This window comes from Paractinoplanes durhamensis, assembly GCF_016862175.1.
In the GTDB taxonomy this organism is placed as follows: domain Bacteria; phylum Actinomycetota; class Actinomycetes; order Mycobacteriales; family Micromonosporaceae; genus Actinoplanes; species Actinoplanes durhamensis.
This window is the reverse complement of sequence record NZ_BOML01000009.1, coordinates 24,459-48,446: the sequence shown is the minus strand read 5'-3', so window position 1 is coordinate 48,446 and position 23,988 is coordinate 24,459. Positions and strand designations below refer to the sequence as shown.

Below are 23,988 nucleotides of genomic sequence, written 5' to 3'. Positions count from 1 at the left end.
GTCGGTGACTGTGACGGTGCAGACAGATGGCAGACAGCCAAGTGGCTTGTAAGGGTTGACCGCCCCAACTAGCGTAATCAATGGACGCCGGATCGTTAGTTCGGGGAACTGGTTGATCAGAAATGATCGCCGCGACCGGCGTTTGGGGACGGGTGGCATATGCCGTTGGGGGACGGCGCGACCCGAGACCGGCGGTTAGTGCGGGCGACGCCTATGGGGATGGGCGTCGTCCGCCGCCGCCGGTGCTTTGTTTCCACCCCTTCCAGCCCAGCGGTCAGACCCTGGACTCGGTGTTCGGGGTGTCCGCGACCGGCTCGGCAACCACGGGTGGCAGCGCGAAGGGAATCTCCGGAGCGTCGGCCGGCGCGGAGGCGGCGAGCAGCTGCGTGATCCGCCGTTCGCGCCGTGGTCCGGTGATCAGATGGCCCAGCGCCACCAGGGCGCACAGTCCGAAGCACCCGAGCCACAGGGCCGTGTCGCCCAGGTGTTCCTGGGTGAAGCCGCCGGCGATCGGGGCCAGCGCCGTCCCGGCCGACCAGCTCAGCGAGCTCAGGCCCTGATAGCGGCCGCGCAACGCGACGGGGGACAGCGCCGCCACCGTCGCCGCGTTGGACGGTGACTGCAGCATCTCGCCGAGCGTCCAGATCACCACGGTCAGCGCGAAGAACCAGGCCACGTTCGCGACGGCGCCCAACCCGAAGCCGACCCCGATGATCAGGGCGGCGAGGGCCAGCACCCGGGACCGGTCGTAGCCCTCGATCAGCCGGGGGACGAACAACTGCCCGAGCACGATCAGCACCCCGTTGACCGCGATCACCCAGCCGTACGTCGCCGCCGACAGGCCGTCCGCGGCCATCGCGATCGGCAGCGTCGACAGGTGCTGCATCATCACGATGACCGAGCCCAGGCTGATCACCAGGTAGAGCACGAAGGTGCGGTCGCGCAGGGCGGTGCGCATCCCGCCGTCGGCCGCCCGGACCCGTGCGCCGGCCGGGCGGGCCGGCCTGGTCTCGGCCAGGAAGATCAGGCCGATCACCGCGGTGATCAGGGTGCTGCCCGCGTCGACCACGAACAGCAGCAGATAGTTGGCCTTGGCGGCGAGGCCGGCGCCGACCGCGGACAGCGCGAAACCCAGGTTGATCGCCCAGTAGTTGAGCGAGTAGGCCCGGACCCGGTCCCGGTCCGGCACGACGTCGATCATCATGGCCATGAAGGCCGGGCGCACCGCCTCGGTCACCACGCCGAGCAGGAACGTCACGGCGAGGATCTGCCAATACGCGTACGCGAAACCAAGCGTGAGCATCAACGCCGCCGCACCGAACTGGGCGGTGAGCATGGTGGGCCGCCGGCCCCAGCGATCGGCCAGGACGCCGCCGACTGTGGTCCCGATCGCACCTCCGACGCCGTAGAGGCCGATGACCAGACCGGCCTGGCTCTGGCTGAAGTGCCGTTCGCTGGTCAGGTAAATGGCCAGAAAGATCACCACGAACGACCCGAGCCGGTTGATCAGCGTGCCAACCCACAGGAACCAGAATTGCCGGGGCAATCCACCCGTGGCATGTCGAAACCAACCCCGCACGTGCTCTCCCCGTAAGTGCCGTTCGGCCTCTAATCACTTACAACTTAGGGGGCGCGGCAACCGGTTTTCTCCGTGTCGGCGGCCACTGCCGGGTCGGCGCCCGCGCTGATCCGGGCTGGTGCAGGATGGAGGTCATGACAGGGACTCTGGTGCTGCTGCGACACGGCAACAGCGAGTGGAACGCCAAGAACCTCTTCACCGGCTGGGTCGACGTGGACCTGGACGCCAAGGGCGAGGACGAGGCCCGCCGCGGCGGCGAACAGCTGAAGGAGTACGGCGTCCTGCCCGACGTCGTGCACACCAGCGTGCTGCGCCGCGCGATCCGGACCAGTGAGATCGCACTGCACATCGCCGACCGCCACTGGATTCCGGTGAAGCGCTCCTGGCGGCTCAACGAGCGCCACTACGGCGCACTGCAGGGCAAGGACAAGAAGCAGACCCTTGAGACGTACGGCGAGGAGCAGTTCATGCTCTGGCGCCGGTCGTACGATGTGCCCCCGCCGCCGATCGAGGACGACTCGGAGTTCTCCCAGTTCAGCGACCCGCGTTACGCGGAGCTGGCGCCGGAGCTCAAGCCGAGGGCGGAGTGCTTGAAGGACGTGCTCGAGCGCGCCCTGCCGTATTGGTACGACGCGATCGTGCCCGACCTGCGGGCCGGCAAGACCGTGCTGGTCGCGGCGCACGGCAACTCGCTGCGGGCGATCGTCAAGCACCTCGACGGCATCTCCGACGAGGCGATCGCGAAGCTGAACATCCCGACCGGCTTCCCGTTGCGCTACGAGCTCGACGACGACCTGCACCCGATCACCAAGGGCGGCACCTACCTCGACCCGCAGGCGGCCAAGGACGCCGCGGCCGCGGTCGCCAACCAGGGCCGCTGAGCAGTAAATACGTACCGAAAAGGCCGGGCCGCCCCCGTGGCGTCCCGGCCTTTTCGTGGCCTGAGCGTCAGCTCTGGCCGTCCACCGGCTGACCGGTGACCAGGAAGACCAGCTGCTCGCCGATGTTCACGGCGTGGTCGGCGTAACGCTCGTAGAAGCGGCCCAGCAGTGCACCGTCGATCGCGGTCTCCGCGCCGTACGGCCAGTCGTCGTCGAGCAGCACCTTGAACAGCTGGCGCTCGAGCTCGTCCATCGCGTCGTCGGCGCTCTCGAGCGCGGCGGCCTGCTCGGCGTCGGGCTTGCCCAGCAGGTCGGCGATCTTCGCCGCCATCTGGTCGGCAACTTCGGACATGCCCTTGAAGACCGGGCGCAGTTCGGCGGGCACGGCCGGCGACGGGTGCCGCCGCTGAGCCGTCTTGGCCACGTGCTCGGCCAGGTCGCCCATCCGCTCGAGGTCGGCGGAGATGTGCAGGGCGGTGATCACCATGCGCAGGTCGGAGGCGACCGGCGCCTGTCGCGCGATGGTGTCCGCGACCTTGGTTTCGACCTGCTGGTAGATGGCGTCGATTTCGATGTCGCGTTCGATGACCGACTCGGCGGCCTTGAGGTCGGCGGTGAGCAGAGCTGAGGTCGCCTTGCGCAGGGCAGCCCGCACGGCCTCCGCCATGGTCACCAGCAGGCGGCTGACCTCGTTGAGATCTGCCTGGAACTCCTCGCGCATGTGTTTGTCCCGGGGGTCGGGGTCCGCCGTTTGGGCAGGGCGTGACCTTGGTTGCCGCCTACGCTAAGTCGGCCCGGCGGCTTGAACGTGAACACTGATGAACGACGCCGGGCGCAGTGGTGAACATTATTCGACACGCGTCCGTTTTGTCCGGTTGGACGTACTGCCCAGGTAAACAATGACCCTACGATCGCTCCGTGGACATGGTGTACAGCATTCTGCTTGCCCTCGTTGCGCTCGCCGTCGGCGTGGCCGCGGGTGTGGCGTTTGCCCGTGCCCGCAAGGCGCCGGAGCAGGTCGATTCCACCGGATCCCGGTCGGACGAGGGGGGACGCACCATCGAAAAGGACGACGAGTCGCCCGCCGGCAAGCACGGCATGAAGGGGCTCGGCCGGAAGAGTCTCGACTCGCTGCGCGTCGGTGTGGTCGTGCTCGACGCCGAGGATCACCCGGTGCTGGTCAACCCGGCCGCCCGCGCGATGGGTCTGCTGCGCTCCGGCGGTGCGCCCGGCACGATCGCGGCGCACCCGATCCTGCGTACCCTCGCCGGTCAGGTGCGACGCACCGGCGTGCGTCGCGAGGTGGAGCTCGACCTGCCGCGAGGCCGCGCCGGCGGGGCCTCCGCCCCGCTCGGCCTGCACCTGCGCGCGGTCGCCCTCAACTCGACGCACGTGGCCATCGAGGCCGCCGACGTCACCGAGGCGCACCGGCTCGCCCGGGTCCGCCGCGACTTCGTGGCCAACGTCAGCCACGAGCTGAAGACCCCGATCGGCGCGTTGCAGCTGCTCGCCGAGGCGCTGCTCGACGCGACCGAGCTGTCGGCCACCGAGATGGAGCCCACCGACGAGAAGTCCGAGGACCTGGTCGCGGCCCGCCGGTTCGCCGAGCGCATCCACCACGAGTCGGCCCGGATGGGCCGGCTGGTCAACGAGCTCCTCGAGCTCACCCGCCTGCAGGGCGCCGAGCCGCTGCCCACCCCCGAGCCGGTCGCGGTGGACTGGGTGATCGCCGAGGTGGTCGACCGCACCCGGACGACCGCGTCGGCCAAGAGCATCGACGTCGCGTACACCGGCCCCAAGGGCGCCACGGTGTTCGGCAGCGACAGCCAGGTGGCCACCGCGGTGACCAACCTGGTGGAAAACGCGATCGCCTACTCGGGCGAGGACACCACGGTGTCGATCACGCTGCGTCAGGACGAGCAGTGGGTCGAGATCGACGTGGCCGACCAGGGAATCGGCATCGCCCCGCACGACGTCGACCGGATCTTCGAACGGTTCTACCGAGCCGATCAGGCCAGGTCACGGTCCACCGGTGGCACCGGCCTCGGCCTCGCCATCGTGAAGCACATCGCCACCAATCACGGTGGCCGCGTCACCGTCACCAGTTCACTCGGCGATGGTTCGACGTTCACCCTGCGCCTGCCGGCGCGACCCCCCGAAGCCCCCTTGCCGTTACCGGCGGCAATTGAGATCGAGTCCGGTGCGGCCGGGCGTTAAGTCCCGGAAGCCGGAAGATGGAAGGAACCACATTGGCCCGCGTGCTAGTGGTCGAGGATGAGGAGTCGTTCTCCGACGCCCTGTCGTACATGCTGCGCAAGGAGGGCTTCGAGGTGTCGGTCGCCCCGACCGGGACCTCGGCACTCACGCAGTTCGACCGGACCGGTGCCGACATCGTGCTGCTCGACCTGATGCTTCCGGAAATGTCCGGCACCGAGGTCTGCCGTCAGCTGCGGCAGCGCTCCGCCGTACCGATCATCATGGTGACCGCCCGGGACAGCGAGATCGACAAGGTGGTCGGCCTCGAGATCGGCGCCGACGACTACGTGACGAAGCCGTATTCGCCACGCGAGCTGGTCGCCCGCATCCGCGCCGTCCTGCGCCGGCAGGGCACCGAGGCGGCCGAGGTGTCCACCCCGACGCTGGCCGCCGGCCCGGTCCGGATGGACGTGGAACGCCACGTCGTCACGGTCGACGGCGCCGGCGTCCAGCTGCCGCTGAAGGAGTTCGAGCTGCTCGAACTGCTGCTGCGCAACGCCGGCCGGGTGCTGACCCGAGGCCAGCTGATCGACCGGGTCTGGGGCGCCGACTACGTAGGCGACACCAAGACCCTCGACGTCCACGTAAAGCGCCTGCGCTCCAAGGTGGAGCCGGAGCCCTCCGCCCCGCGCTACATCGTCACGGTGCGCGGACTCGGCTACAAGTTCGAGCCGTAGGTCAGTAGTTAGTCAGGTCCTGCACGATCGGCCCGTCGACCGGAACGCGCCGCCACCACCAAGGGCGGCCGTTCGGGTCGACGTCGGCGATCTTGGCCATCTTCCCGTCCGGGTCGTCGATGGTGTAGCCGCGGAACGTCGAGTCCGCGGCCTCGACGAACTGCGCCAGCTTCTGGCGAATAGGCTGCGGCAGCCCGTCGAGCGCCTGCTGCAGAAAGTCCCGCAGGAAGAGAGCACCGGCCAGATCGTGCTCGTTCCAGACGGTCCGATCACTCCACGGCAGCGCCCGGTCCCGGTCGAACTTCTCGACCCGCCCGGCCCACCCGGCGGCGAGCTCCAGCGCGTCCACCGTGTTCGCCGGCCCCATGGCCACCGGCCGTGCCTCGATCTCCGCGGTCTCCGCGGCGTCGAACATCTTCGCGAGCTCCGCCATGAGCACGGTTTCCAGTGGACTCCTTGTTGTCAACCCGTCGGGGTGGCGGGCTCGCGGCCGCCCCGGGTGGTCGGCCGGCCGGCGGCGGTGGCGGGGTGGATGGCGATCAGGCCGGATTTCAGGCGGGCCGCGCACAGCTCGGTCAGCTTGTCGTATGCCTGGGTGCCGATCAGGGCGGCCAGCTCCGGGCCGTAGGTGATGTACATCGGTTCGGAGCCGACGTGGGCCTCCGGTGAGGACGTGCACCACCAGTCGAGGTCTTCGCCGCCGGGGCCCCAGCCGCGGCGGTCGAACTCGGTCAGCGTGGACTGCAGGATCTTGGTGCCGTCGGGGCGCTTGATCCAGTCCTGTTCGCGGCGGACCGGCAGCTGCCAGCAGACGTCCGGCTTGTAGGTGAGCGGGTGCACGCCGTCGCGCAGGGCCTGGGCGTGCAGGGCGCAACCGCCGCCGGCCGGGAAGTCGGCGTCGTTGAGGAAGACGCACGGGCCGTCCTCGGTCTGGGTGGCGGTGCGGCGGGCCGGCTTCGCGCCGTCGATGGTGTCCATCTCGGTGTAGTTCTTGAAGCCGCGCCGATGGTGCTGCCAGGTCTCCGGGGTGAGTTTCTGGACCGCCGCCTTCACCCGGTTCTCGTCGTCCGCGTCGGTGAAGAACGCACCGTGCGTGCAGCAGCCCTCGTGGGCCCGGCCGGCCACGATGCCGTGGCAGGCGGAGCCGAAGACGCACGTCCAGCGGGAGAGCAGCCAGGTCAGGTCGGCGCGGACGAGGTGCTGCCCGTCGGCCGGGTCGAGGAACTCGATCCACTCACGAGGGAAATCAAGGCCCACCTCGGGGCGGATCTGGTCACTGCGGGTCACTCGCGACAGCGTACGCGTGCAGGTGACTAATACCGCGCCGCCGCCCGGTATGAGCGCATTTACCCGTACGTGTGGCGGGCCCGCGTGCCAAACGGGTCTACCCTTTAAAAGGTGAGTTCCCGCGTCCCCGTGCTTCTGTCCAGCTCCTCGGTCTTCCCGGAGCCGACCGCCGCCGCCTTCGAGATGGCCGCCACCGTCGGTTACGACGGCGTCGAGGTCATGGTGTGGACCGACGCCGTCAGTCAGGACGCCGGTGCCCTGAAGGGTCTGACCGACCACTACGACGTGCCGGTCCTGTCGGTGCACGCGCCCTGCCTGCTGGTCACCCAGCGGGTGTGGAGCTCCGACCCGTGGGAGCGGCTCAACCGGGCCGCCCAGCTGGCCGAGTCGCTCGGCGCCCCGACCGTGGTGGTGCACCCGCCGTTCACCTGGCAGCGCGACTACGCCCGCAACTTCGCCGCCGGCCTGGCCAAGGTCCAGCAGCGGCACCCCGACCTGTCCTTCGCCATCGAAAACATGTTCCCGGTGAAGATGGCCGGCCGCTGGTTCGTGCCCTACACCCCGGGCTGGGACCCGACCGAGACCGGCTTCGACGCGTACACGCTGGACATCTCGCACTGCTCGGCGTCCCGGATCGACGCGCTGGACATGATGCAGAAGATGGGGTCCGGCCTGCAGCACCTGCACCTGGGCGACGGCACCGGCGAGGGCCGGGACGAGCACCTGGTGCCGGGGCGCGGCAATCAGCCGTGCGCCGAGGTGCTGCGCACGCTGGTGGCGCGCGGTTTCACCGGTTCGGTGGCGCTCGAGGTCTCCACCCGGAAGGCGGCGAGCCGCCCGGCCCGGGAGAAGGACCTGCGCGAGTCACTGGAGTTCGCCCGCCGCCACCTGGCTCCCGCGACGAGCGCCGCGCCGGCGATTACCCGGGCGTAAGAAGATCAGGCGGGCGTGAGGTTGGCGGCCCGCTTGCGGGCCCGGTGCGCCGCCACGTGCGAGCGGGTGGCACAGCGCTCCGAGCAGAAGCGCCGGCAGTTGTTGGACGACGTGTCCAGGTAGACGTTGCCGCAGCGCTCGTCGGCGCAGATGCCGAACCGGGCGCTGCCGAACTCGCAGAGCCAGACCGCCAGGCCCCAGACCGCACCGGCGAGGTATTCCGCGCTGACCGACGCGCCGCGGCTGGTGACGTGCATGTGCCAGTCGCTGGCGTCGTGGCCGGAGATGCGCGGCTGGACCGGGAACGTCTCCAGCAGCGAGTTGAGTTCGTTGACCGCCTCGGCGTCGCGGCCGGCCGTGCCGAGCTCGAAGACGTCGCGCAGTTTCCGCTGGGCACGGCGGAACACACCGGCGTCCTTCTCGGTGATGTGCTCCCGCATCCAGCTCTGGTCGTCGGCGAACAGGGCCCGCAGCCCGGCGAGGTCGCTGAGCTCCGCGTTGACGAGATCGACCGCGGTTCGGGCGTACGCATCGAAGTTCACCCGACAACGGTAGCCGCACCGCGCGCGGACGCACACGGTTGCCGCGACCGGCGCGGTTTCGGGCGTTACCCTCGGCGCATGCTCCGTTCCGTCTTCCTGGCCGCCGCGGACTCGTCCCGCCTGGGGCGACTGATCTCCTCGGCAACTCTCAGCAAGAACGTGGCCCGCCGGTTCGTGGCCGGTGACGACGCGGCGGACGCGTTGCGCGCGGCTCGTGAGCTGGCCGACGACGGTCTCGCCGTCACCGTTGACCATCTGGGTCCGGAGACGACGACGGCGGAGGAGGCGCGGGCGGTGCGCGACGAATATGTCGGCCTGCTCGGCCGGTTGAAGATCGCCGGGCTGACGCCGGCGGCCGAGGTGAGCGTCAAGCTTTCCGCGCTGGGCCAGCGCATCGACGACAAATTGGCGTACGAGTACGCCGAGGCCGTGTGCGCGGCCGCCGCCGAAGCGGGTACGTCGGTGACGCTCGACGCCGAGGACCACACCACCACCGACTCGACCCTGGAGATCCTGGCCGACCTGCGCAAGGACTACCCGTCGACCGGTGCGGTGCTGCAGGCCTACCTGCGGCGCACCGAGGGGGACTGCCGGGAGCTGGCGACGGCCGGGTCGCGGGTGCGGCTCTGCAAGGGGGCGTACGCGGAGCCGGAGTCGGTCGCGTTCCAGGACGCGCTGGACATCGACAAGTCGTTCGTCCGCTGCCTGAACATCCTGATGTCGGGGGAGGGCTACCCGATGGTGGCGACCCACGACGCCCGGCTCATCGCGATCGCCGAGGACCGGGCCCGCTGGTTCGACCGCTCCGCCGAGGAGTACGAGTTCCAGATGCTCTACGGGATGCGGACCGAGGAGCAGGCCCGGCTGGCGGCCGGCGGCAACATCGTCCGCGTCTACCTGCCGTACGGCGAGCAGTGGTACGCGTACCTCATGCATCGCCTCGCGGAACGCCCGTCGACCGTGACCCTCTTCGGCCGAGCCCTCGCCAAAAAGTAACCCTTTAGGGCTAAATCGGCACAGACCCGGCGTGTCGGCCTTGACTTTTTATGGGCATTTCACGGAACGCATCGCGTTGGTCACAGCCGTATCGATACCGTTCTGATGACACGCACGTAAATCGCTGCGTCGCGAAAGGATCGGTGCGAGGAGATGACGGGTCCAGCACAGACCGAGGAACGACTCTCGGAGGTGCGGTTTCTGACAGTTGCCGAGGTGGCCGCCCTCATGCGGGTCTCCAAGATGACCGTCTACCGGCTTGTTCACGGTGGAGATCTGACCGCCGTCCGGGTCGGCCGGTCCTTCCGGGTGCCCGAGCACGCGGTGCACGACTACCTGCGGGGCGCGTTCTCCCAGACGGCGTAGGGGGCCGTTTTGGCCCTGCCCCCGCGGGGTGGGTACGCTGGTGCGGTTGGTTCCCGCTCAAGCACCCGCCGCGGTTTCACGCGGCGAGGTGATGCGGGACGCCGTCCAGAGCGGACGCGGTCGTGCCCGGTGGGCACCCGGGTTCGACCCACATGGTTTCGAGAGGCAAATTCGTATGGGCTCCGTGGTCAAGAAGCGCCGCAAGCGTATGGCGAAGAAGAAGCACCGCAAGCTGCTGCGCAAGACCCGCGTCCAGCGTCGCCGTCTGGGCAAGTGATGACCGGCCGGGCATGACGTCCGGCCGCTCTCGACTTGCCATTCGCCGCTTCGAAAGTCGCACCGGAAGGTCCGCCCTGTGGTGACCTCACCGCCCCGCGTCGTCGTGGTGACCGGCGTCAGCCGATTTCTCGGCGCCCGGGTGGCTGCCCGTCTGGCAGCCGATCCGCGTATCGAACGCGTCGTCGGCCTGGATCCGCATGAGCCTTCACCGGCCCTGAGGGCCGTCCTGGAGGACGTCGAGCTGGTCCGGGCCGATGCACGCGCGGCTTCCGGCGCCATGGCCGACCTCGGTGCCGAGGCGATCGTGCACATGGCGGTGACCAGCGCTCCCGATTCGCAGCATGGCGGACGCCAGGCGATGAAGGAGCAGAACGTCATCGGCACGATGCAGCTGCTCGCGGCCGCTCAGGGCACGCCCGGCCTGCGCAAGATCATCGTTCGCTCGTCGACGGCCGCCTACGGTGCGTCGTTCCGCGACCCGGCGGTCTTCACCGAGGACACCGAACCGCGGGCGGTGCCGCGCGGCTCGTACGCCCGCGACATCCTCGACATCGAGGGTTACGTGCGCGGGTTCCGCCGCCGGCGACCCGACGTGACCGCGACCGTGCTGCGGTTCGCGCCGTTCATCGGCTCGACCGCCGACACCACGCTCACCCGCCTGTTCGCCCAGCCGGTCGTGCCGACGGTCTTCGGCCGCGACGCCCGGCTCCAGTTCGCGCACATCGACGACGCCCTCGAGGTGCTGCACCGGTCGGTGACCGAGGAACACCCGGGCACGTTCAACGTGGCCGGCGCCGGGGTTCTCGCGCTGTCCCAGGCCGTGCGCCGGGCCGGCCGGGTCGCCCTGCCGCTTCCCGAGCGCACCTTCTCCGCCGTGCTGGGCCTGGCCCGCAACCTCGGCATCGGGCAGATCGGCCTCGACCAGGTCGACCTCTTCGTGCACGGCCGGGTGGTCGACACCACCCGGCTGATCAAGGAGTTCGGCTTCACGCCGCGCACCACGGCGGCCGCCTTCGACGACTTCATCACGGCGCACGCCAACGGTTCGTCGCTCACCACCGCCCGGCTGGAAGCGGCCGAGCAGGCGATCCTCGACGGCATCCGCCGGGTTCGCGCGGCTGCGACCGCCGAAGAACGGGGGTGACGCGAAATGAGCCAGCACGAGTACCGTGACATGCTGCCCGGCCACGCCGATTTCACGCTGCCCAAGCCGGCCGCTCCGGTCCGGGTCAACGGCCGGCGGCCGATCCCGGAGGTGCCGCCGATGAAGGCCGAGCCGCCGCCCGAGCCCGCGGTGCAGGAGCATCCGGTCGACGTCTGGGACCAGCGGGTCGCGGCCGGGCTGGCCTTCCTGCGCCGGCGCCTGGCCGGCACCTACGAGGTGGACGACTTCGGGTTCGACCGGGAGCTCAACGACGCCGTCTTCCACCCACTGCTGCGGGTGCTCTACCACGACTGGTTCCGCACCGAGGTGTTCGGCATCGAGCACGTGCCGGGCGACGGCGGTGCGCTGATCGTCGGCAACCACTCCGGCACGCTCGCGCTCGACGCGCTGATGCTGTCGGTGGCCATCCGCGACAAGCACCCGGCCGAGCGGCACCTGCGGCTGCTCGGCGCCGACCTGGTGTTCCGGGTGCCGTTCGTGAGTGAGCTGGCCCGCAAGTCGGGCGCCACGGTGGCCTGCAACCCGGACGCCGAGCGCCTGATGAGCAACGGCCAGTTGGTCGGTGTCTTCCCGGAGGGCTTCAAGGGCATCGGCAAGCGGTTCGCCGATCGCTACAAGCTGCAGCGGTTCGGGCGGGGCGGGTTCGTCTCGGCCGCGCTGCGCACCGGCACCCCGATCGTCCCGGTGGCGATCGTCGGCGCCGAGGAGATCTACCCGATCCTGACCGACATCAAGCCGCTGGCCCGGCTGCTCGGCGTGCCCTATTTCCCGGTCACCCCGACCTTCCCGTGGCTGGGCCCGCTGGGTCTGGTGCCGTTGCCGAGCAAGTGGCTCATCCAGTTCTGCCCGCCGATCCCGACCGCGCATCTGACCGAGCACGCCGACGACCCGATGGTCGTCTACAACCTCGCCGACCAGGTGCGCGAGACCATCCAGGCCACCCTGCTGGAGACGCTGGAGAAGCGGCCGGACCCCTTCGGCCTGTGACCAAAGGTGCTGGAGGGGGCGGCGGGATCCGCCTATAGTGACAGATGAGGGGCGGTCCGGTAACTCCCGGCAACCGCCCCTCGCCATGTCTTGCCGTCGTGCTTCTAGCTGAAGCCGAAGAGCTCCCCGAGCAGCCCGCCGACCGGGTCGTCGTCGGTCTCGCCGTTGAGCGGTTCCTCCGAAGGGTTCACGCCGAGCGGGGCAACGCCGGGGTCGGCCGACTTCGCGGTGTCCGGGCCGGTGACTCCGGTGGAGGCGGTGGGCTTCACGGCCGGGCCGGACTTCGCCGGCTTGACCGCGGGTTGCTTGTCGGTGGCCCGGGTGCCGGACTTGCCGCTGTGTCCGTTGGGCCGGTTCGACGCGGTGCCGTCGGCCGTGGTGGTGCAGTCCTTCAGCTTCGGACCGAGCGTGTCGGAGCCGGCCGAGAGAACCTGCGGGCAGTTCAGCCCGGTGCGCAACTCGTCGCCGCGCCGGCCGACCGCGTCGAGCAGCGACAGCGACTTCATCGCCCGCTCGGAGTTGGTCGGGATCAGCTTGTCCAGCGCCGGCAGCAGGAGCTGCCGCTGTTGCTGGACGAACGTGTCGACGATGGCCAGCGGCTTGACGTCGCGGTGGGCGACCGCGGAGTTGTGCAGAAGCCGGACGCCCTTGCGGGTGTCGGCGTCCATGTCGTCCAGCACCCCGGCGAACCCGACCGCGTCACCCGGCATGGAAACCGCTTCGGCGAGCCTGGTCCGGGCGAAGTCCAGCGACAGCTGGCCCCGGGTGACGTCGGAACCGGCCATCGCCAGCTGGGCACGTTCGGTGGAGCGCTTGACCCCGTACAGGGCGTCGCCGGGCGACGCGTTCTCGCTTGCTGCGGAGATACCGGAAACCGCCAGGGCACCGGCGGCGACGCCGAGGACGATCGCACCGCGCGTCCGGATCCGGCGGGCACCCTGGCCGCCGAGAACCGCGGCCTTCAGGCCGTTCCGGCCCGGCGCCACCGATTCGGCGGCGGCGAACCCGGACTCGGTCTCGACCGCGGTGGCGGTCCGGCCGATGCCGTCTCGTTCGGCGGTGGCGACCAGCATGGCTCGCAAACCGACGCGGAATTCGGGCTCGACCTGGATTGCGGGCTTGGCCGCGGTAACTCTGGAACCGATGGCGACCAGTTCGGCGAGTCGCTCATCGGCCGGACCGTGGCTGTGATGCCGCCGGCCGCCGGTGCTCTCGTCGAGAAGCTCCGCGAAGCGCTCGGCGCTCCGCCGGTCAAAGAAGTCGAATCTCACCGCGGGCACCTCCCCTCGCTCGTGACTGTCTCGTCGGCAACATCGCCGACGGTCGCGACGAAACCGTTGGCCTTTCTGGCCTGCCGGGGTCGCACCCGGACAAACGCGTGACACTCGTCCCCGGTTACGGGGCCGAACAGCTGATATCGGGCTATGTAGATCGACAATTCAGACGAAAAGGTCACCACTGGAACCCTTCGGGCAACAGGCGAGCGAGTGCCCGGACCGCCCGGTACTGGAGAGCCTTGATCGCGCCCTCGTTCTTGCCCATGGTCTGCGCGGTCTCGGCCACCGAGAAGCCCTGCAGGAAGCGCAGCACGATGCACTCCTGCTGCTCCGGGTTGAGCTGCTTGACCGCGGTGAGCAGAGCGACGTTGGTGATGTGGTCGACCACGGCCGACTCCGGGCTGCCCTCCGGGCCGCGGTCCTCGCGGTCGGCGTCGAGCACGTCGCCGGTGGTCACCTCGAGGCGGTAGCGACCCGACTTGAAGTGGTCGGCGACCAGGTTGCGGGCGATCGTGACCAGCCAGGCCCCGAGGTCGCGGCCCTGCCAGGTGAAACTGCCGATCCGCTTGAGCGCGCGCAGGAAGGTGTCCGAGGTCAGGTCCTCGGCGAGCTGGCGGTTGCCGACCCGGAAGTAGACGAACCGGAACACGGTGTCGACGTACCGGTCGTAGATGAGGCCGAACGCCTCCGATTCGCCGGCCTGGGCGCGTTCGACGAGTCCCCACACCTCGGCGGCGGCGTCGCCTGGATCGGGGCGGGCCGGGTATTTGGGCGGCTCGCTCTCGGTGGGCGGTCCGGTGGTGCTCTGTGCCGGCACAACGACGGTCTGGTCGCCCGAAATCGAGGCCTCCGGCAGCTGGCTGCGCTGACCGGCGGTGGGCTGGGCGGGCATCGGTGGCCGGCCCGGCACCGCCACCCGTCCGCCGGTGGGCAGCGGCTTTGCATTGCCGGTGGGTGGGATCCGCACGCCCGGTGACTCGTTGACGTGTCGGCGGTTGCTGGTGCGCTTGGCTCCGTCGCCGCGGATGGTGTTGGCGATCATGTCGTCAACCGATCGTCGAAGGGAGGTCAGACCCTCGGAGAGTGCGAGGCGTGCCGCGAACACGTCGCGGTGGTACATGTCCCCGGCGTACACATGACTCACTGCGCCTCCTCAACCCGGCGGGCCTGGTACGACTGCATATCCGTCCCGCCAGACGTAGATGTGCAGTAATTCCGTGCTTTTTGTGGCACAGCGGCCTCCTCGGGGCGAGGGGTGATCACTCATAGCAAAACGGGTGGGGACGGCCGCGAAACCGGCGACCGACCTCACCCATGGCTGTGGAGTCCGTTACTTAGATGCGAAGTATCACGGACTCCGAACACACGGAGTCGCACACCGTGTGCGCTGCGCAAAAAGTGTACGAAGTGGCGCAGACAAGACACAAGGAACGCATGACACGATGGTGGACACCCTCGTGATCGCGACGGACAACCTGTGCGCCGTCGGAATCTCGGCACATCTGTGCCAGACTCGTCCCTCGTGGAGGAACCAGCCCGGGACGCGGTCGCCACTGCTGCCGCCCGCCGGCCCAGTCATCCCGCGCTGATCACCGCGACCACCACGCTGACCTGGGCGGCGCTCGACGCCCGGGTGGACGCGGCGGCTCGTCGGCTGGTCATGCTCGCCCGACCCGGCGAGCGCGTGGCCATCGTGCTGGGCAATTCGATCGACTTCGTGGTGACCTATTTCGGCACGTTGCGCGCCGGCCGGGTCGCTGTCCCGCTCAATCCCGGCTACACCGCCGACGAGCTCGACCATGTGGTCAATGACTGCCGGGCCGCGGTGGTGGTCGCCGAGGAGGCGGCCCGCACCAAGCTGCGGTCGTCGACCCCGCCGTGCGTACCCCCGGAACTCGGAACCGCAACCGGTGACCTGCCGGACGTTGCCCCCGGAGATCTCGCCGTGCTGCTCTACACCTCGGGGACCAGCGGGCGCCCGAAGGGTGCGATGCTCACGCACGCCGCGCTCGCCGCGAACCATGAGCAGCTCGACGCGATCGAGCCGCCGGTGGTCGGCCCGGACGATGTGGTGCTGCTCGCGATGCCGCTCTTTCACGCCTACGGGTTGAACACCGGGCTCGGCACGGTGGCGCATCACGCGGCCACCGGAGTGCTGGTCGACCGGTTCGACGCCGCGGCCTCACTATCGGTGATTGCCGAACGAGCCGTGACCGTGACCGTCGGCGTCCCCGGCATGTACGCGGCGTGGTCACGGCAGCCGTCGGCGAGCGCCGCGTTCAGCAGCCTGCGCACGGCGGTCTGCGGCGCGGCACCCCTCGCTCCGGCCGAGGCGGCCCGCTTCACCGCGGCAACCGGAAAAAACATTCTTATCGGGTACGGGCTGACCGAGACCGCCCCGGTGCTCACCACGACGGCCGTCAGCGATCGGGCCAAGACCGGCTCGATCGGGCGGCCGCTGCCGGGTGTTTCGCTGCGACTGCGCTCGGCCGGCGGCGACGTGTTGTGGGAGGACGGCACCGCGTCGCCCGACGAGGACCTGGCCGAGCTCGACCTTTCCGTCGCGGACACGGCCGGCACCGACCCCGGCGAGATCGTGGTCCGCGGCGCCAACCTGTTCTCCGGCTACTGGCCGGACGGCGTCGGCGGGCCGGACGCGGACGGCTGGTGGCGCACCGGCGACATCGCCTACGCGGACGGCGACGGCGACCTGCGCCTGGTCGACCGGATCGGCGAGCTGATCCTGGTGAACGGCTTCAACGTCTACCCGGCCGAGATCGAGCGGGTGCTCGATGCGCATCCGGGGGTGGCCGAGTCGGCGGTGGTCGCGGTGGCCGACGACGAGACCGGGCAGCGCCCGCACGCGTACGTCGTCGCCGCCCTCGATCCGGCCCCCACCCCCGCCGAACTTCAGGTCTACTGCGCCGGGCACCTGGCCCGGTTCAAGCTGCCGAGCGTCGAGCTGGTGCGTGAGCTTCCGCACTCGGCGATCGGCAAGGTCCGCAAGAGGGAGCTCTCCTCATGAGCCGGGTCGTTCTCATCAGCCGGGACGGCTGTCATCTCTGCGACGACGCCGAGAAGGTGCTCGACCGGATCCTGCCTGACCAGTGGGAGCGGGTCGACGTGGACGCGGACGTCGAGCTGCAGCGCGACTACGGCGACCGGGTTCCGGTGGTGCTGCTCGACGGGGCCGAGCACGGCTACTGGCGGGTCGAGGAAGCGCGGCTGCTTCGGGATTTGGCGCGACAACCGGGGGAGCCCCGCATATAGGTTGTTCGCCGTGGCGCGTACTCATCTTGTCTGGGACTGGAACGGCACCCTCCTCGACGACCTCAGCCTGGTGGTTTCCTCGACGAACCATGCGTTCGCGGCGGTCGGTGGCCGCAGCGTGGACGTCGACGAGCACCGGTCCCGGTTCCGTCGGCCGGTCGCCGAGTTCTATGCCGAAATTCTCGAGCGGGCGGTCGACGAGGAGGAGTTCGGTGAGCTCGACCGGATCTTCCACGACGCCTACCGGCTGGGCCTGACCAGCATGACGCTGGCCGCCGACGCGACCAGCGCGATCCGGTCCTGGCCGGGTTCCCAGTCACTGCTGTCGATGTGGTTCCACAACGAGCTGGTGCCGGCCGTGGCGACCTACGGCCTGGCCGGCGTGTTCACCCGGGTGGACGGGCTGCGCACCGAGGTCGGCGGCCACCTCAAGGCCGGCCATCTGGCCACCCACCTGGATGAACTCGGGCTGTCCGGGGACCAGGTGGTGCTGATCGGTGATTCGCTCGACGACGCGGCCGCAGCCGACTCGGTGGGGGCCGAGGCGGTGCTCTACACCGGCGGCTTCACCCACCCGGATCGGCTGCGCGCGTCCGGCCGCCCGGTAGCCGACACTCTCGAGGAAGCGGTAAAGATGGCCCGGTCGCTTTAGGTCAAGTGGCCATGGCGGCCGATGACCGGGCATACTTTCAGGCGAGGATCCACTAGCACGTCTTGTGGATCTTTGTCCACTCGTGGGGCCAAGATCGCGATTTGTGCACGCGTTCACAAGCGCCTACTGTGTGACTTCGAAGAGCCCCGGTACCACAGGCTGTCGAGCCGAGCGTCCAGGGGGCTCGCACCTCAAGGTTCGACACCTCGTCGGCACGGAGTCAGATGAGTCAGCAGCGTCACGGAAGCACGTCCGGCAACGGTGCCCGGGCAGGCGCCGTCTCAGCCTTCCCGGATCTTCCGGAGGCGACGATCGCCCGACTGCCCGAGTACCTTCGCGCACTGCACAACCTCGGTGAGGGCGGCGCGGACACGATCTCCAGCGAAGGCCTCGCGGCCGCGGCCGGGGTCAACTCGGCCAAGCTCCGCAAAGACCTCTCCCACCTGGGGTCGTACGGCACTCGCGGCGTCGGCTACGACGTAGCCCTGCTGATCGAGCAGATCGAGTATGTTCTCGGCCTCGACCAGCGCCGGGCCGTCTGCCTGGTCGGCGTCGGTAACCTCGGCCACGCGCTGGCCGGCTACGACGGGTTCGCCAGCCGCGGCTTCAAGATCGTCGCGCTGCTCGACGCCGACCCGGCCAAGGTCGGCGAGCGCATACACGGTCTGATCGTCCGGCACATCGACGAGCTACCCGCGGTCGCCGTCGAGGAAACCATCGCCATCGGCGTCATCGCCACCCCGGCCGGTGCCGCCCAGGCGGTCGCCGACGAGCTGGTCACGGCCGGTGTCACCAGCATCCTCAACTTCGCGCCGTGCGTGCTGTCGGTGCCGGCCAACGTCGACGTGCGCAAGGTCGACCTCGCCATCGAGTTGCAGATCCTCTCATTCCACGAGCACCGCAAGGCGTCGCTCACCGCATTGCCCGGCGGCCGCTCCGCCACGGGGGCGGGTAACCAGGAGGCGGTCGGGTCGTGAACCTGCTCAGCGTCGGTGCGTCCTATCGCACCGCCGACGTCAGCACGCTGGAACGGCTCACCATCGCGGAGGGCGACGTTCCCCGGCTGCTGCACAGGCTGGTCAGCCAGCCTTACGTCGGCGAGGCCGTGGTGCTGTCCACCTGCAACCGGGTGGAGATCTACGCGGCGGTCAGCGGCTTCCACGGCGGTCTCGGTGACGTCTGCAACGTGCTCTCCGAGGTGTCCGGTATCCCGGCCACCGACCTTGCCGGCCACCTCTACGTGCACTACGACGAGGCGGCGGTGCTGCACTCGTTCCGGGTGTCGGCCGGTCTCGACTCGATGGTCGTGGGCGAGGCGCAGATCCTCGGGCAGCTGCGGGACGCGTACCACTCGGCGACCGAGGCGGACACCGCCGGGCGGCTGCTGCATGAGCTGATGCAGCAGGCGCTGCGGGTCGGCAAGCGGGCGCACGCCGAGACCGGCATCGACAAGGCCGGGCAGAGCGTGGTCACCGCCGCGCTCGAGGTCGCCGCGTCGCACCTGGGCGAGCTCGGAGGCCGGCCGGCGCTGGTCATCGGGGCCGGCGCGATGGGCGCTCTGTCGGTGGCCACCCTCACCCGGGCCGGGGTCGGCCCGGTGCGGATCACCAACCGCAGTGCGGCGCGCGCCGACCGGCTGGCCGAGGCGTACGGCGCGGTCGCCGTCCCGTTCGAAGAGCTGGACCAGGCGCTCCGCGAAGCCGACCTGGTGATCTCCGCGACCGCTTCGGCGGAGCCGGTGCTGACCCGGGAGCGCCTCGAGGCGGCCGGTTCGCTGGTCGTGCTCGACCTCGCCGTGCCTCGCGACGTGGCGCCCGACGCGGTCGGCGTCGACGGGGTCGTCGTGATCGACATCGACAGCCTGGCCGCCTCCCGCCGCGCGCTTCCGGCCGCGGCCGAGACCGCCGCCGTCGAGCAGATCGTCACCGCCGAGGTCGAGCATTTCCTCGCCTGGCTGCGCGGCGCCGAGATCGCGCCGACCGTGGCCGCGCTGCGCACCCGCGCCGAGGACGTGATGTCGAGCGAACTGCGCAAATTGTGGTCGCGAAGGGCGGAATTCACCGAGGAGCAACGGGCGGATGTTTCCCGTACGCTGCATCGGGTCGTCCAGCAGCTGCTGCACTCGCCGACCGTGCGGGTCCGCCAGCTCGCCGCCGAGCCCGGCGGCGATCAGTACGCGGCGATGTTGCGCGAGCTGTTCGACCTGGACGTCCCACACGCCACCCAAGCTGACGCCGTGCCTGAGATCGGAGGAAAAGCGTGAGTAAGCCGCTACGTCTCGGCACCCGTGGCAGTGCTCTGGCTCTGGCGCAGTCGCAGCAGACCGCCGACGCGCTGACCGCCGCCACCGGCCGGCCGGTCGAGCTGGTCCGGATCGTCACCCCCGGCGACCGCTCCTCCGCCCCGGTCGCCCAGCTCGGGGTCGGTGTCTTCGTCTCCGCGCTGCGCGACGCGCTGCTGGCCGGTGAGATCGACTTCGCCGTGCACTCCTACAAGGACCTGCCCACGGCCACCCCGCCGAGCCTGCACATCGCGGCCGTGCCGGTCCGCGAGGACCCCCGTGACGTGCTGATCTGCCGTGCGGACCGGACGCTCGCCGAGCTCCCGCCGCGGTCCGTGATCGGCACCGGCGCGGTGCGCCGAATCGCGCAATTGCATGCCTTGGGCCTAGAGTTGCAGGTCACGCCGATCCGCGGGAACGTCGACAGCCGGATCGCCCGGGTTCGTGGACCCGAGGCCGATCTGGATGCCGTCGTTATCGCCCGGGCCGGTGTGGTTCGTCTCGGGCGCACCAACGAGATCACCGAGACGCTGGACCCGATGCTCATGCTGCCCGCCCCGGCCCAGGGCGCGCTGGCGGTGGAGTGCCGGTTCGACGACGCAGACCTGGTCGAGCTGCTGGCCGCGCTCGACCATGCACCGTCCCGCTCCGCTGTCGTGGCGGAACGGGCGTTGCTGGCCACGCTCGAGGCCGGGTGTTCCGCCCCGGTCGCGGCACATGCCGAGCTCGCGGAAGGCGAGGACGGCGACGAGATCTACCTGCGCGGTGCGGTGATCAGCCCGGATGGGTCCCGAGCCATCCGCTTGTCGCGCACCGGAACGCCCGCCGAAGCGGCGGAGATCGGCAAGGCTCTCGCCGCCGACCTCCTCGAGAACGGCGCCGACACCCTATTGGGGAGCACACAATGACCACCCGCACCGCCCGCAAGCCAGCAGGACGCATTGCGTTCGTCGGCGCCGGACCCGGCGACCCGGAGCTGCTGACCCGCCGAGCGCACGCTGCGCTCACCGATGCCGACCAGGTGGTCTACGACCGCGGCGTACCCGACTCGCTGCTCGCCGCGATCAAGTCGGAGGCCAAGGACGACGCCCAGTTCAGCCCGGCCGAGGGCGCGCCCGGCGATGTCGCCAAGGTGCTGCTGTCCGCGGCCAAGTCCGGTCTGTCCGCCGTGCACCTCGTGGCCGGCGACCCGTTCGGCCACGACTCGGTGGTGAAGGAGGTGCAGGCGGTCGCTCGCACCGCCGTGCACTTCGAGGTCGTGCCCGGCATCGGCCAGGCCGAGGGTGTCGCCACCTACGCGGGCGTCCCGCTGCCGGCCGTGCGCACCACGGCCGACGTCGGCGACGTGACCGCCCTCGACTTCGACGCGCTCGCCGCGTCCGCCCGCAAGGGTTCGTTCGCCGTCTCGGTCGACGCCGGTGACCTGGCTGCCGTTCGGGACGGGCTGCTCGCGGCCGGTGTCGAGCCCGGCACCCCGGTCGCGGTGACCGGCGACGGCACCGGCGAGACGCAGTACACGACGACGTCCACGGTCGACAGTTTCGTGGCGGCGGCGCTCGGCTTCACCGGCCGGGTCGTGCTCTCGGTCGGCACCGACGTGGCCGAGCGCGACTCCCTGAGCTGGTGGGAAAACCGCCCGCTGTACGGCTGGAAGGTCCTGGTCCCGCGGACCAAGGAGCAGGCCGGCGCGATGAGCGCACGCCTCCGGGCGTACGGGGCGATCCCGTGCGAGGTCCCGACCATCGCGGTCGAGCCCCCGCGCACCCCCGCTCAGATGGAGCGTGCGGTCAAGGGCCTGGTCGACGGCCGGTACGCGTGGGTCGTCTTCACCTCGGTGAACGCGGTCCGCGCCGTCTGGGAGAAGTTCGACGAGCACGGCCTCGACGCCCGCCACTTCGGCGGCGTCAAGATCGCGTGTATCGGGGAGGCCACCGCCGAGGCGGTCCGCTCCTTCGGCATCCAGCCCGAGCTGATCCCGGCCGGTGACCAGTCCAGCGAGGGCCTGCTCGCCGAGTTCTCGCCGCACGACGAGATCCTCGACCCGGTCGGCCGGGTGCTCCTGCCCCGCGCCGACATCGCCACCGAGACGCTCGCGGCCGGGCTCATCGAGCGCGGCTGGGAGGTCGACGACGTGACGGCGTACCGCACGGTGCGCGCCGCCCCGCCGCCGGCCGAGATCCGCGACGCGATCAAGTCGGGTGGCTTCGACGCGGTGCTCTTCACCTCGTCCTCGACCGTCCGCAACCTGGTCGGCATCGCCGGCAAGCCGCACGCCCGCACGGTCGTCGCGGTGATCGGACCGAAGACCGCCGAGACGGCGACCGAGTTCGGCCTGCGTGTCGACGTCCAGCCCCAGCTCTCTTCGGTGCCGGACCTGGTCGAGGCGCTCGCGTCGTACGCGATCGAGCTGCGCGAGAAGCTGGCCGCCATGCCGGCCAAGCAGCGTCGCGGCTCCAAGGTCCAGGGACCCACTGCCCTGCGTTTCCGCTGACGTCACGGTGAGGTGACCCCAATGTCGTACCCGGACATCCGCCCGCGCCGCCTGCGGCGCACCCCGGCCCTCCGCCGCCTGGTGGAGGAGACCCGGGTCTCGCCGGCCGAGCTCGTGCTGCCCCTCTTCCTGAAAGAGGGGCTGACCGAGCCTCGGCCGATCAGCTCGCTGCCCGGCGTCGTTCAGCACTCGCGTGAGTCGCTGCGCAAGGCCGCGCACGAGGCGGTCAGCGCGGGCGTCGGCGGCCTCATGCTGTTCGGCGTCCCGGAGAGCGGCAACAAGGACGAGACCGGCTCGGCCGGTCTCGACCCCGAGGGCATCCTCAACGTCGGCATCCGGGACCTGATCGCCGAGGTCGGCGACGACACGGTCGTGATGAGCGACCTCTGCCTGGACGAGTTCACCTCGCACGGGCACTGCGGGGTGCTGGCCAAGGACGGCTCGGTCGACAACGACGCCACCCTGGAGATCTACGCCGAGATGGCGGTCGCGCAGGCGGCCGCCGGCGCGCACATGGTCGGCCCGTCCGGGATGATGGACGGCCAGATCGGCGTGATCCGCAAGGCCCTCGACAAGGCCGGCTACTCCGACACTTCGGTCCTGGCCTACTCGGCGAAGTACGCGGGCGCGTTCTACGGCCCGTTCCGCGAGGCCGTCGAGTCCACCCTGGAGGGCGACCGCCGGCAGTACCAGCAGGACCCGCCGAACCTGCGCGAGGCCCTGCGCGAGGTCGACCTGGACGTGGCCGAGGGCGCCGACATCGTGATGGTGAAGCCGGCCCTGGCCTACCTCGACGTGATCGCCGCGATCCGCGACCGGGTAACGGTGCCGGTAGCCGCCTACCAGGTCTCCGGCGAGTACGCGATGGTCGAGGCCGCCGCCGCGAACGGCTGGATCGACCGAGACCGAGTGATCATCGAGTCCCTGACCTCGATCAAGCGAGCAGGCGCCCAGATCACCTTGACGTACTGGGCCACCGAGGTAGCCCAGAAACTCCGCTAGATCGGTTCGAGGCTCTGCACCAGTTGGGCCACGTCGGCGCCGTATTCGTACCAGTCTCGGTCGGCCTGGTAGCCCAGCTCGGCGTTGACCTTCAGCATTGACTCGTTGTTGTGGGCATTCCAGGTCTGCACCTCGCGCAGGCCCGGTTCGGCCGACTGGAGCTCGAACAGCATGCGGGCCTTGATCGCGCGGTCGATGCCGTAGCCGCGGTGGGCGCGGACGACGATCGTGTCGTACTGGTCGGCGCGCTCCGGGTGCTGGGCCGGCACCACCACCTCGGTCAGGCCGGCCACCACCCCGCTCGACTCGTGCATGGCCAGCACGATGTACGGCTTCAGGCCGCGCTTGTGCAGGGTGTCCAGCGAGTCGCGCAGGCGCTGCGGGTCGGACGAGCGCGGCGCCAGGTCGAGATCCTCGTCGTCGTCCTGCGCCTCGAGCTTGGCCTGCGCATATGCCTCGAGCAGGGACTCCGGTGGGCCGCCCGGGTGGTATTCCACCCGGTAGCCGGTGGCGATGCCGTCGGCCATCTCGTGCAGCGACGGCCAGTCGACCGAGCCCAGGTTGAGCACGCTGCGGGTCTCGACATACTCCCGCTCGAAGCCCAGCGCCTCGTAGAACGCGATGGCCGGGGTGCCACCGATCGCCTCGACCCCGATCGACGAGAAGCCCTCCAGGTAGGCGCGGCGGGCCGCCACGGCGACCAGCTCCCGGCCCAGGCCACGGCGGCGCAGCGACGGTTTGACCATCACCTCGAGCACACCGATGTCACCGAGCAGCAGGATGCTGACGTGGCCGAAGATCTCGCTCTCCCCCTCGGGGAGGCGATCGTCCTCGGCGACCCAGCTGATCCGGCGCTCGCCGGGCATGGTTTCGGCCAGGTAATCAGCAACCTGGACGTCCTGCCATGGTGGATCGTCGGGGAGATCTGCGGTCAGCACCGCGTTAACCGTCTCCACGAGCGATCGGATCTCCCCCGCCGACGCTGACCGGGGATCCCATTCACGCACCCTCACGCGTACAGCTTGCCGTTAACCGGACCAACAGGGAAGTGCTGGCCACGGAAATGT

Annotated in this window: 25 protein-coding genes; 17 read left to right on the top strand and 8 right to left on the bottom strand. The window is 70.0% G+C overall.

Annotated features, from left to right (window positions below; translation table 11 throughout):
• Positions 1–274: 274 nt before the first annotated feature.
• Positions 275–1,579 carry an MDR family MFS transporter gene (locus Adu01nite_RS04965; protein ID WP_203725262.1) on the bottom strand — a complete coding sequence of 435 codons (1,305 nt, stop codon included), beginning with the start codon at positions 1,577–1,579 and terminating at the stop codon, positions 275–277.
• A gap of 134 nt (positions 1,580–1,713) precedes the next feature.
• Between Adu01nite_RS04965 and Adu01nite_RS04960 the strand changes: the two genes are divergently transcribed.
• A complete protein-coding gene (locus Adu01nite_RS04960) occupies positions 1,714–2,460 on the top strand; it encodes a phosphoglyceromutase (protein WP_203725260.1) in 747 nt (248 codons plus the stop codon).
• 67 nt (positions 2,461–2,527) lie between these two features.
• Here the strand turns inward: Adu01nite_RS04960 and phoU are convergent, their stop codons facing one another.
• Complete coding sequence (phoU, locus tag Adu01nite_RS04955; protein WP_203725258.1) at positions 2,528–3,181, bottom strand: phosphate signaling complex protein PhoU; 654 nt, start codon at positions 3,179–3,181, stop codon at positions 2,528–2,530.
• 203 nt (positions 3,182–3,384) lie between these two features.
• Between phoU and Adu01nite_RS04950 the strand changes: the two genes are divergently transcribed.
• Positions 3,385–4,677, top strand: a complete 1,293-nt coding sequence (locus Adu01nite_RS04950) for a sensor histidine kinase (RefSeq protein WP_203725309.1) — start codon at positions 3,385–3,387, stop codon at positions 4,675–4,677.
• Positions 4,678–4,709: 32 nt separating this feature from the next.
• Positions 4,710–5,393 carry a response regulator gene (locus tag Adu01nite_RS04945; RefSeq protein ID WP_020512993.1) on the top strand — a complete coding sequence of 228 codons (684 nt, stop codon included), beginning with the start codon at positions 4,710–4,712 and terminating at the stop codon, positions 5,391–5,393.
• Position 5,394: 1 nt separating this feature from the next.
• Here the strand turns inward: Adu01nite_RS04945 and Adu01nite_RS04940 are convergent, their stop codons facing one another.
• Positions 5,395–5,826 carry a hypothetical protein gene (locus tag Adu01nite_RS04940; protein WP_203725256.1) on the bottom strand — a complete coding sequence of 144 codons (432 nt, stop codon included), beginning with the start codon at positions 5,824–5,826 and terminating at the stop codon, positions 5,395–5,397.
• A gap of 29 nt (positions 5,827–5,855) precedes the next feature.
• Positions 5,856–6,680 carry a DUF3109 family protein gene (locus Adu01nite_RS04935; protein WP_203725254.1) on the bottom strand — a complete coding sequence of 275 codons (825 nt, stop codon included), beginning with the start codon at positions 6,678–6,680 and terminating at the stop codon, positions 5,856–5,858.
• A gap of 111 nt (positions 6,681–6,791) precedes the next feature.
• On the opposite strand from Adu01nite_RS04935, the gene Adu01nite_RS04930 reads away from it, so the two are divergent.
• Positions 6,792–7,613 (top strand): sugar phosphate isomerase/epimerase family protein, encoded by an 822-nt coding sequence (locus Adu01nite_RS04930; RefSeq protein ID WP_203725253.1) that lies wholly within the window; start codon positions 6,792–6,794, stop codon positions 7,611–7,613.
• A gap of 5 nt (positions 7,614–7,618) precedes the next feature.
• On the opposite strand, the gene Adu01nite_RS04925 is transcribed toward Adu01nite_RS04930, so the two are convergent.
• Positions 7,619–8,155, bottom strand: a complete 537-nt coding sequence (locus tag Adu01nite_RS04925; protein ID WP_203725251.1) for a CGNR zinc finger domain-containing protein — start codon at positions 8,153–8,155, stop codon at positions 7,619–7,621.
• 78 nt (positions 8,156–8,233) lie between these two features.
• Between Adu01nite_RS04925 and Adu01nite_RS04920 the strand changes: the two genes are divergently transcribed.
• The 5 genes from Adu01nite_RS04920 (at position 8,234) to Adu01nite_RS04900 (ending at position 11,948) form a co-directional block, all read left to right on the top strand.
• Positions 8,234–9,151, top strand: a complete 918-nt coding sequence (locus Adu01nite_RS04920) for a proline dehydrogenase family protein (protein WP_203725249.1) — start codon at positions 8,234–8,236, stop codon at positions 9,149–9,151.
• A gap of 153 nt (positions 9,152–9,304) precedes the next feature.
• Positions 9,305–9,517 (top strand): helix-turn-helix domain-containing protein, encoded by a 213-nt coding sequence (locus tag Adu01nite_RS04915; RefSeq protein ID WP_020512985.1) that lies wholly within the window; start codon positions 9,305–9,307, stop codon positions 9,515–9,517.
• Between the two features lie 175 nt (positions 9,518–9,692).
• The gene (locus Adu01nite_RS04910) at positions 9,693–9,794 is read left to right on the top strand and encodes a 30S ribosomal protein bS22 (protein ID WP_007465623.1); all 102 of its coding nucleotides are present in this window, start codon (positions 9,693–9,695) and stop codon (positions 9,792–9,794) included.
• Between the two features lie 78 nt (positions 9,795–9,872).
• Positions 9,873–10,940 (top strand): NAD-dependent epimerase/dehydratase family protein, encoded by a 1,068-nt coding sequence (locus Adu01nite_RS04905; protein ID WP_203725248.1) that lies wholly within the window; start codon positions 9,873–9,875, stop codon positions 10,938–10,940.
• A 6-nt stretch (positions 10,941–10,946) separates the two neighbouring features.
• A complete protein-coding gene (locus Adu01nite_RS04900; protein WP_203725246.1) occupies positions 10,947–11,948 on the top strand; it encodes a lysophospholipid acyltransferase family protein in 1,002 nt (333 codons plus the stop codon).
• A 104-nt stretch (positions 11,949–12,052) separates the two neighbouring features.
• On the opposite strand, the gene Adu01nite_RS04895 is transcribed toward Adu01nite_RS04900, so the two are convergent.
• Positions 12,053–13,219 (bottom strand): DUF5667 domain-containing protein, encoded by a 1,167-nt coding sequence (locus Adu01nite_RS04895; protein WP_239132134.1) that lies wholly within the window; start codon positions 13,217–13,219, stop codon positions 12,053–12,055.
• Positions 13,220–13,400: 181 nt separating this feature from the next.
• Positions 13,401–14,369: an ECF subfamily RNA polymerase sigma factor, BldN family gene (locus Adu01nite_RS04890; RefSeq protein ID WP_203725242.1), complete on the bottom strand. Its 969-nt coding sequence runs from the start codon at positions 14,367–14,369 to the stop codon at positions 13,401–13,403.
• Positions 14,370–14,747: 378 nt separating this feature from the next.
• Between Adu01nite_RS04890 and Adu01nite_RS04885 the strand changes: the two genes are divergently transcribed.
• The 8 genes from Adu01nite_RS04885 to hemB all read left to right on the top strand — a co-directional run bounded on the left by Adu01nite_RS04885 (position 14,748) and on the right by hemB (position 22,921).
• A complete protein-coding gene (locus Adu01nite_RS04885) occupies positions 14,748–16,250 on the top strand; it encodes an AMP-binding protein (RefSeq protein WP_239132133.1) in 1,503 nt (500 codons plus the stop codon).
• Positions 16,247–16,495, top strand: a complete 249-nt coding sequence (locus Adu01nite_RS04880) for a glutaredoxin family protein (protein ID WP_203725239.1) — start codon at positions 16,247–16,249, stop codon at positions 16,493–16,495. The genes Adu01nite_RS04885 and Adu01nite_RS04880 overlap by 4 nt, the downstream gene beginning before the upstream one ends.
• A 10-nt stretch (positions 16,496–16,505) precedes the next feature.
• Positions 16,506–17,147 (top strand): HAD family hydrolase, encoded by a 642-nt coding sequence (locus tag Adu01nite_RS04875; protein WP_203725237.1) that lies wholly within the window; start codon positions 16,506–16,508, stop codon positions 17,145–17,147.
• Positions 17,148–17,371: 224 nt separating this feature from the next.
• Positions 17,372–18,124, top strand: a complete 753-nt coding sequence (locus tag Adu01nite_RS04870; protein ID WP_203725236.1) for a redox-sensing transcriptional repressor Rex — start codon at positions 17,372–17,374, stop codon at positions 18,122–18,124.
• Positions 18,121–19,410, top strand: coding sequence for a glutamyl-tRNA reductase (locus tag Adu01nite_RS04865; protein WP_203725234.1), 1,290 nt, complete (start codon positions 18,121–18,123; stop codon positions 19,408–19,410). The genes Adu01nite_RS04870 and Adu01nite_RS04865 overlap by 4 nt, the downstream gene beginning before the upstream one ends.
• Positions 19,407–20,336, top strand: coding sequence for a hydroxymethylbilane synthase (gene hemC / locus Adu01nite_RS04860; RefSeq protein ID WP_203725232.1), 930 nt, complete (start codon positions 19,407–19,409; stop codon positions 20,334–20,336). Before Adu01nite_RS04865 ends, hemC begins: the two co-directional genes overlap by 4 nt.
• Positions 20,333–21,919 carry a bifunctional uroporphyrinogen-III C-methyltransferase/uroporphyrinogen-III synthase gene (locus Adu01nite_RS04855; RefSeq protein WP_203725231.1) on the top strand — a complete coding sequence of 529 codons (1,587 nt, stop codon included), beginning with the start codon at positions 20,333–20,335 and terminating at the stop codon, positions 21,917–21,919. Before hemC ends, Adu01nite_RS04855 begins: the two co-directional genes overlap by 4 nt.
• A gap of 21 nt (positions 21,920–21,940) precedes the next feature.
• Positions 21,941–22,921 (top strand): porphobilinogen synthase, encoded by a 981-nt coding sequence (gene hemB, locus Adu01nite_RS04850; protein ID WP_203725230.1) that lies wholly within the window; start codon positions 21,941–21,943, stop codon positions 22,919–22,921.
• Here the strand turns inward: hemB and Adu01nite_RS04845 are convergent.
• Positions 22,918–23,934, bottom strand: a complete 1,017-nt coding sequence (locus Adu01nite_RS04845) for a GNAT family N-acetyltransferase (RefSeq protein ID WP_203725229.1) — start codon at positions 23,932–23,934, stop codon at positions 22,918–22,920. The two genes, hemB and Adu01nite_RS04845, sit on opposite strands and share 4 nt — an antisense overlap.
• Positions 23,935–23,988: the final 54 nt, after the last annotated feature.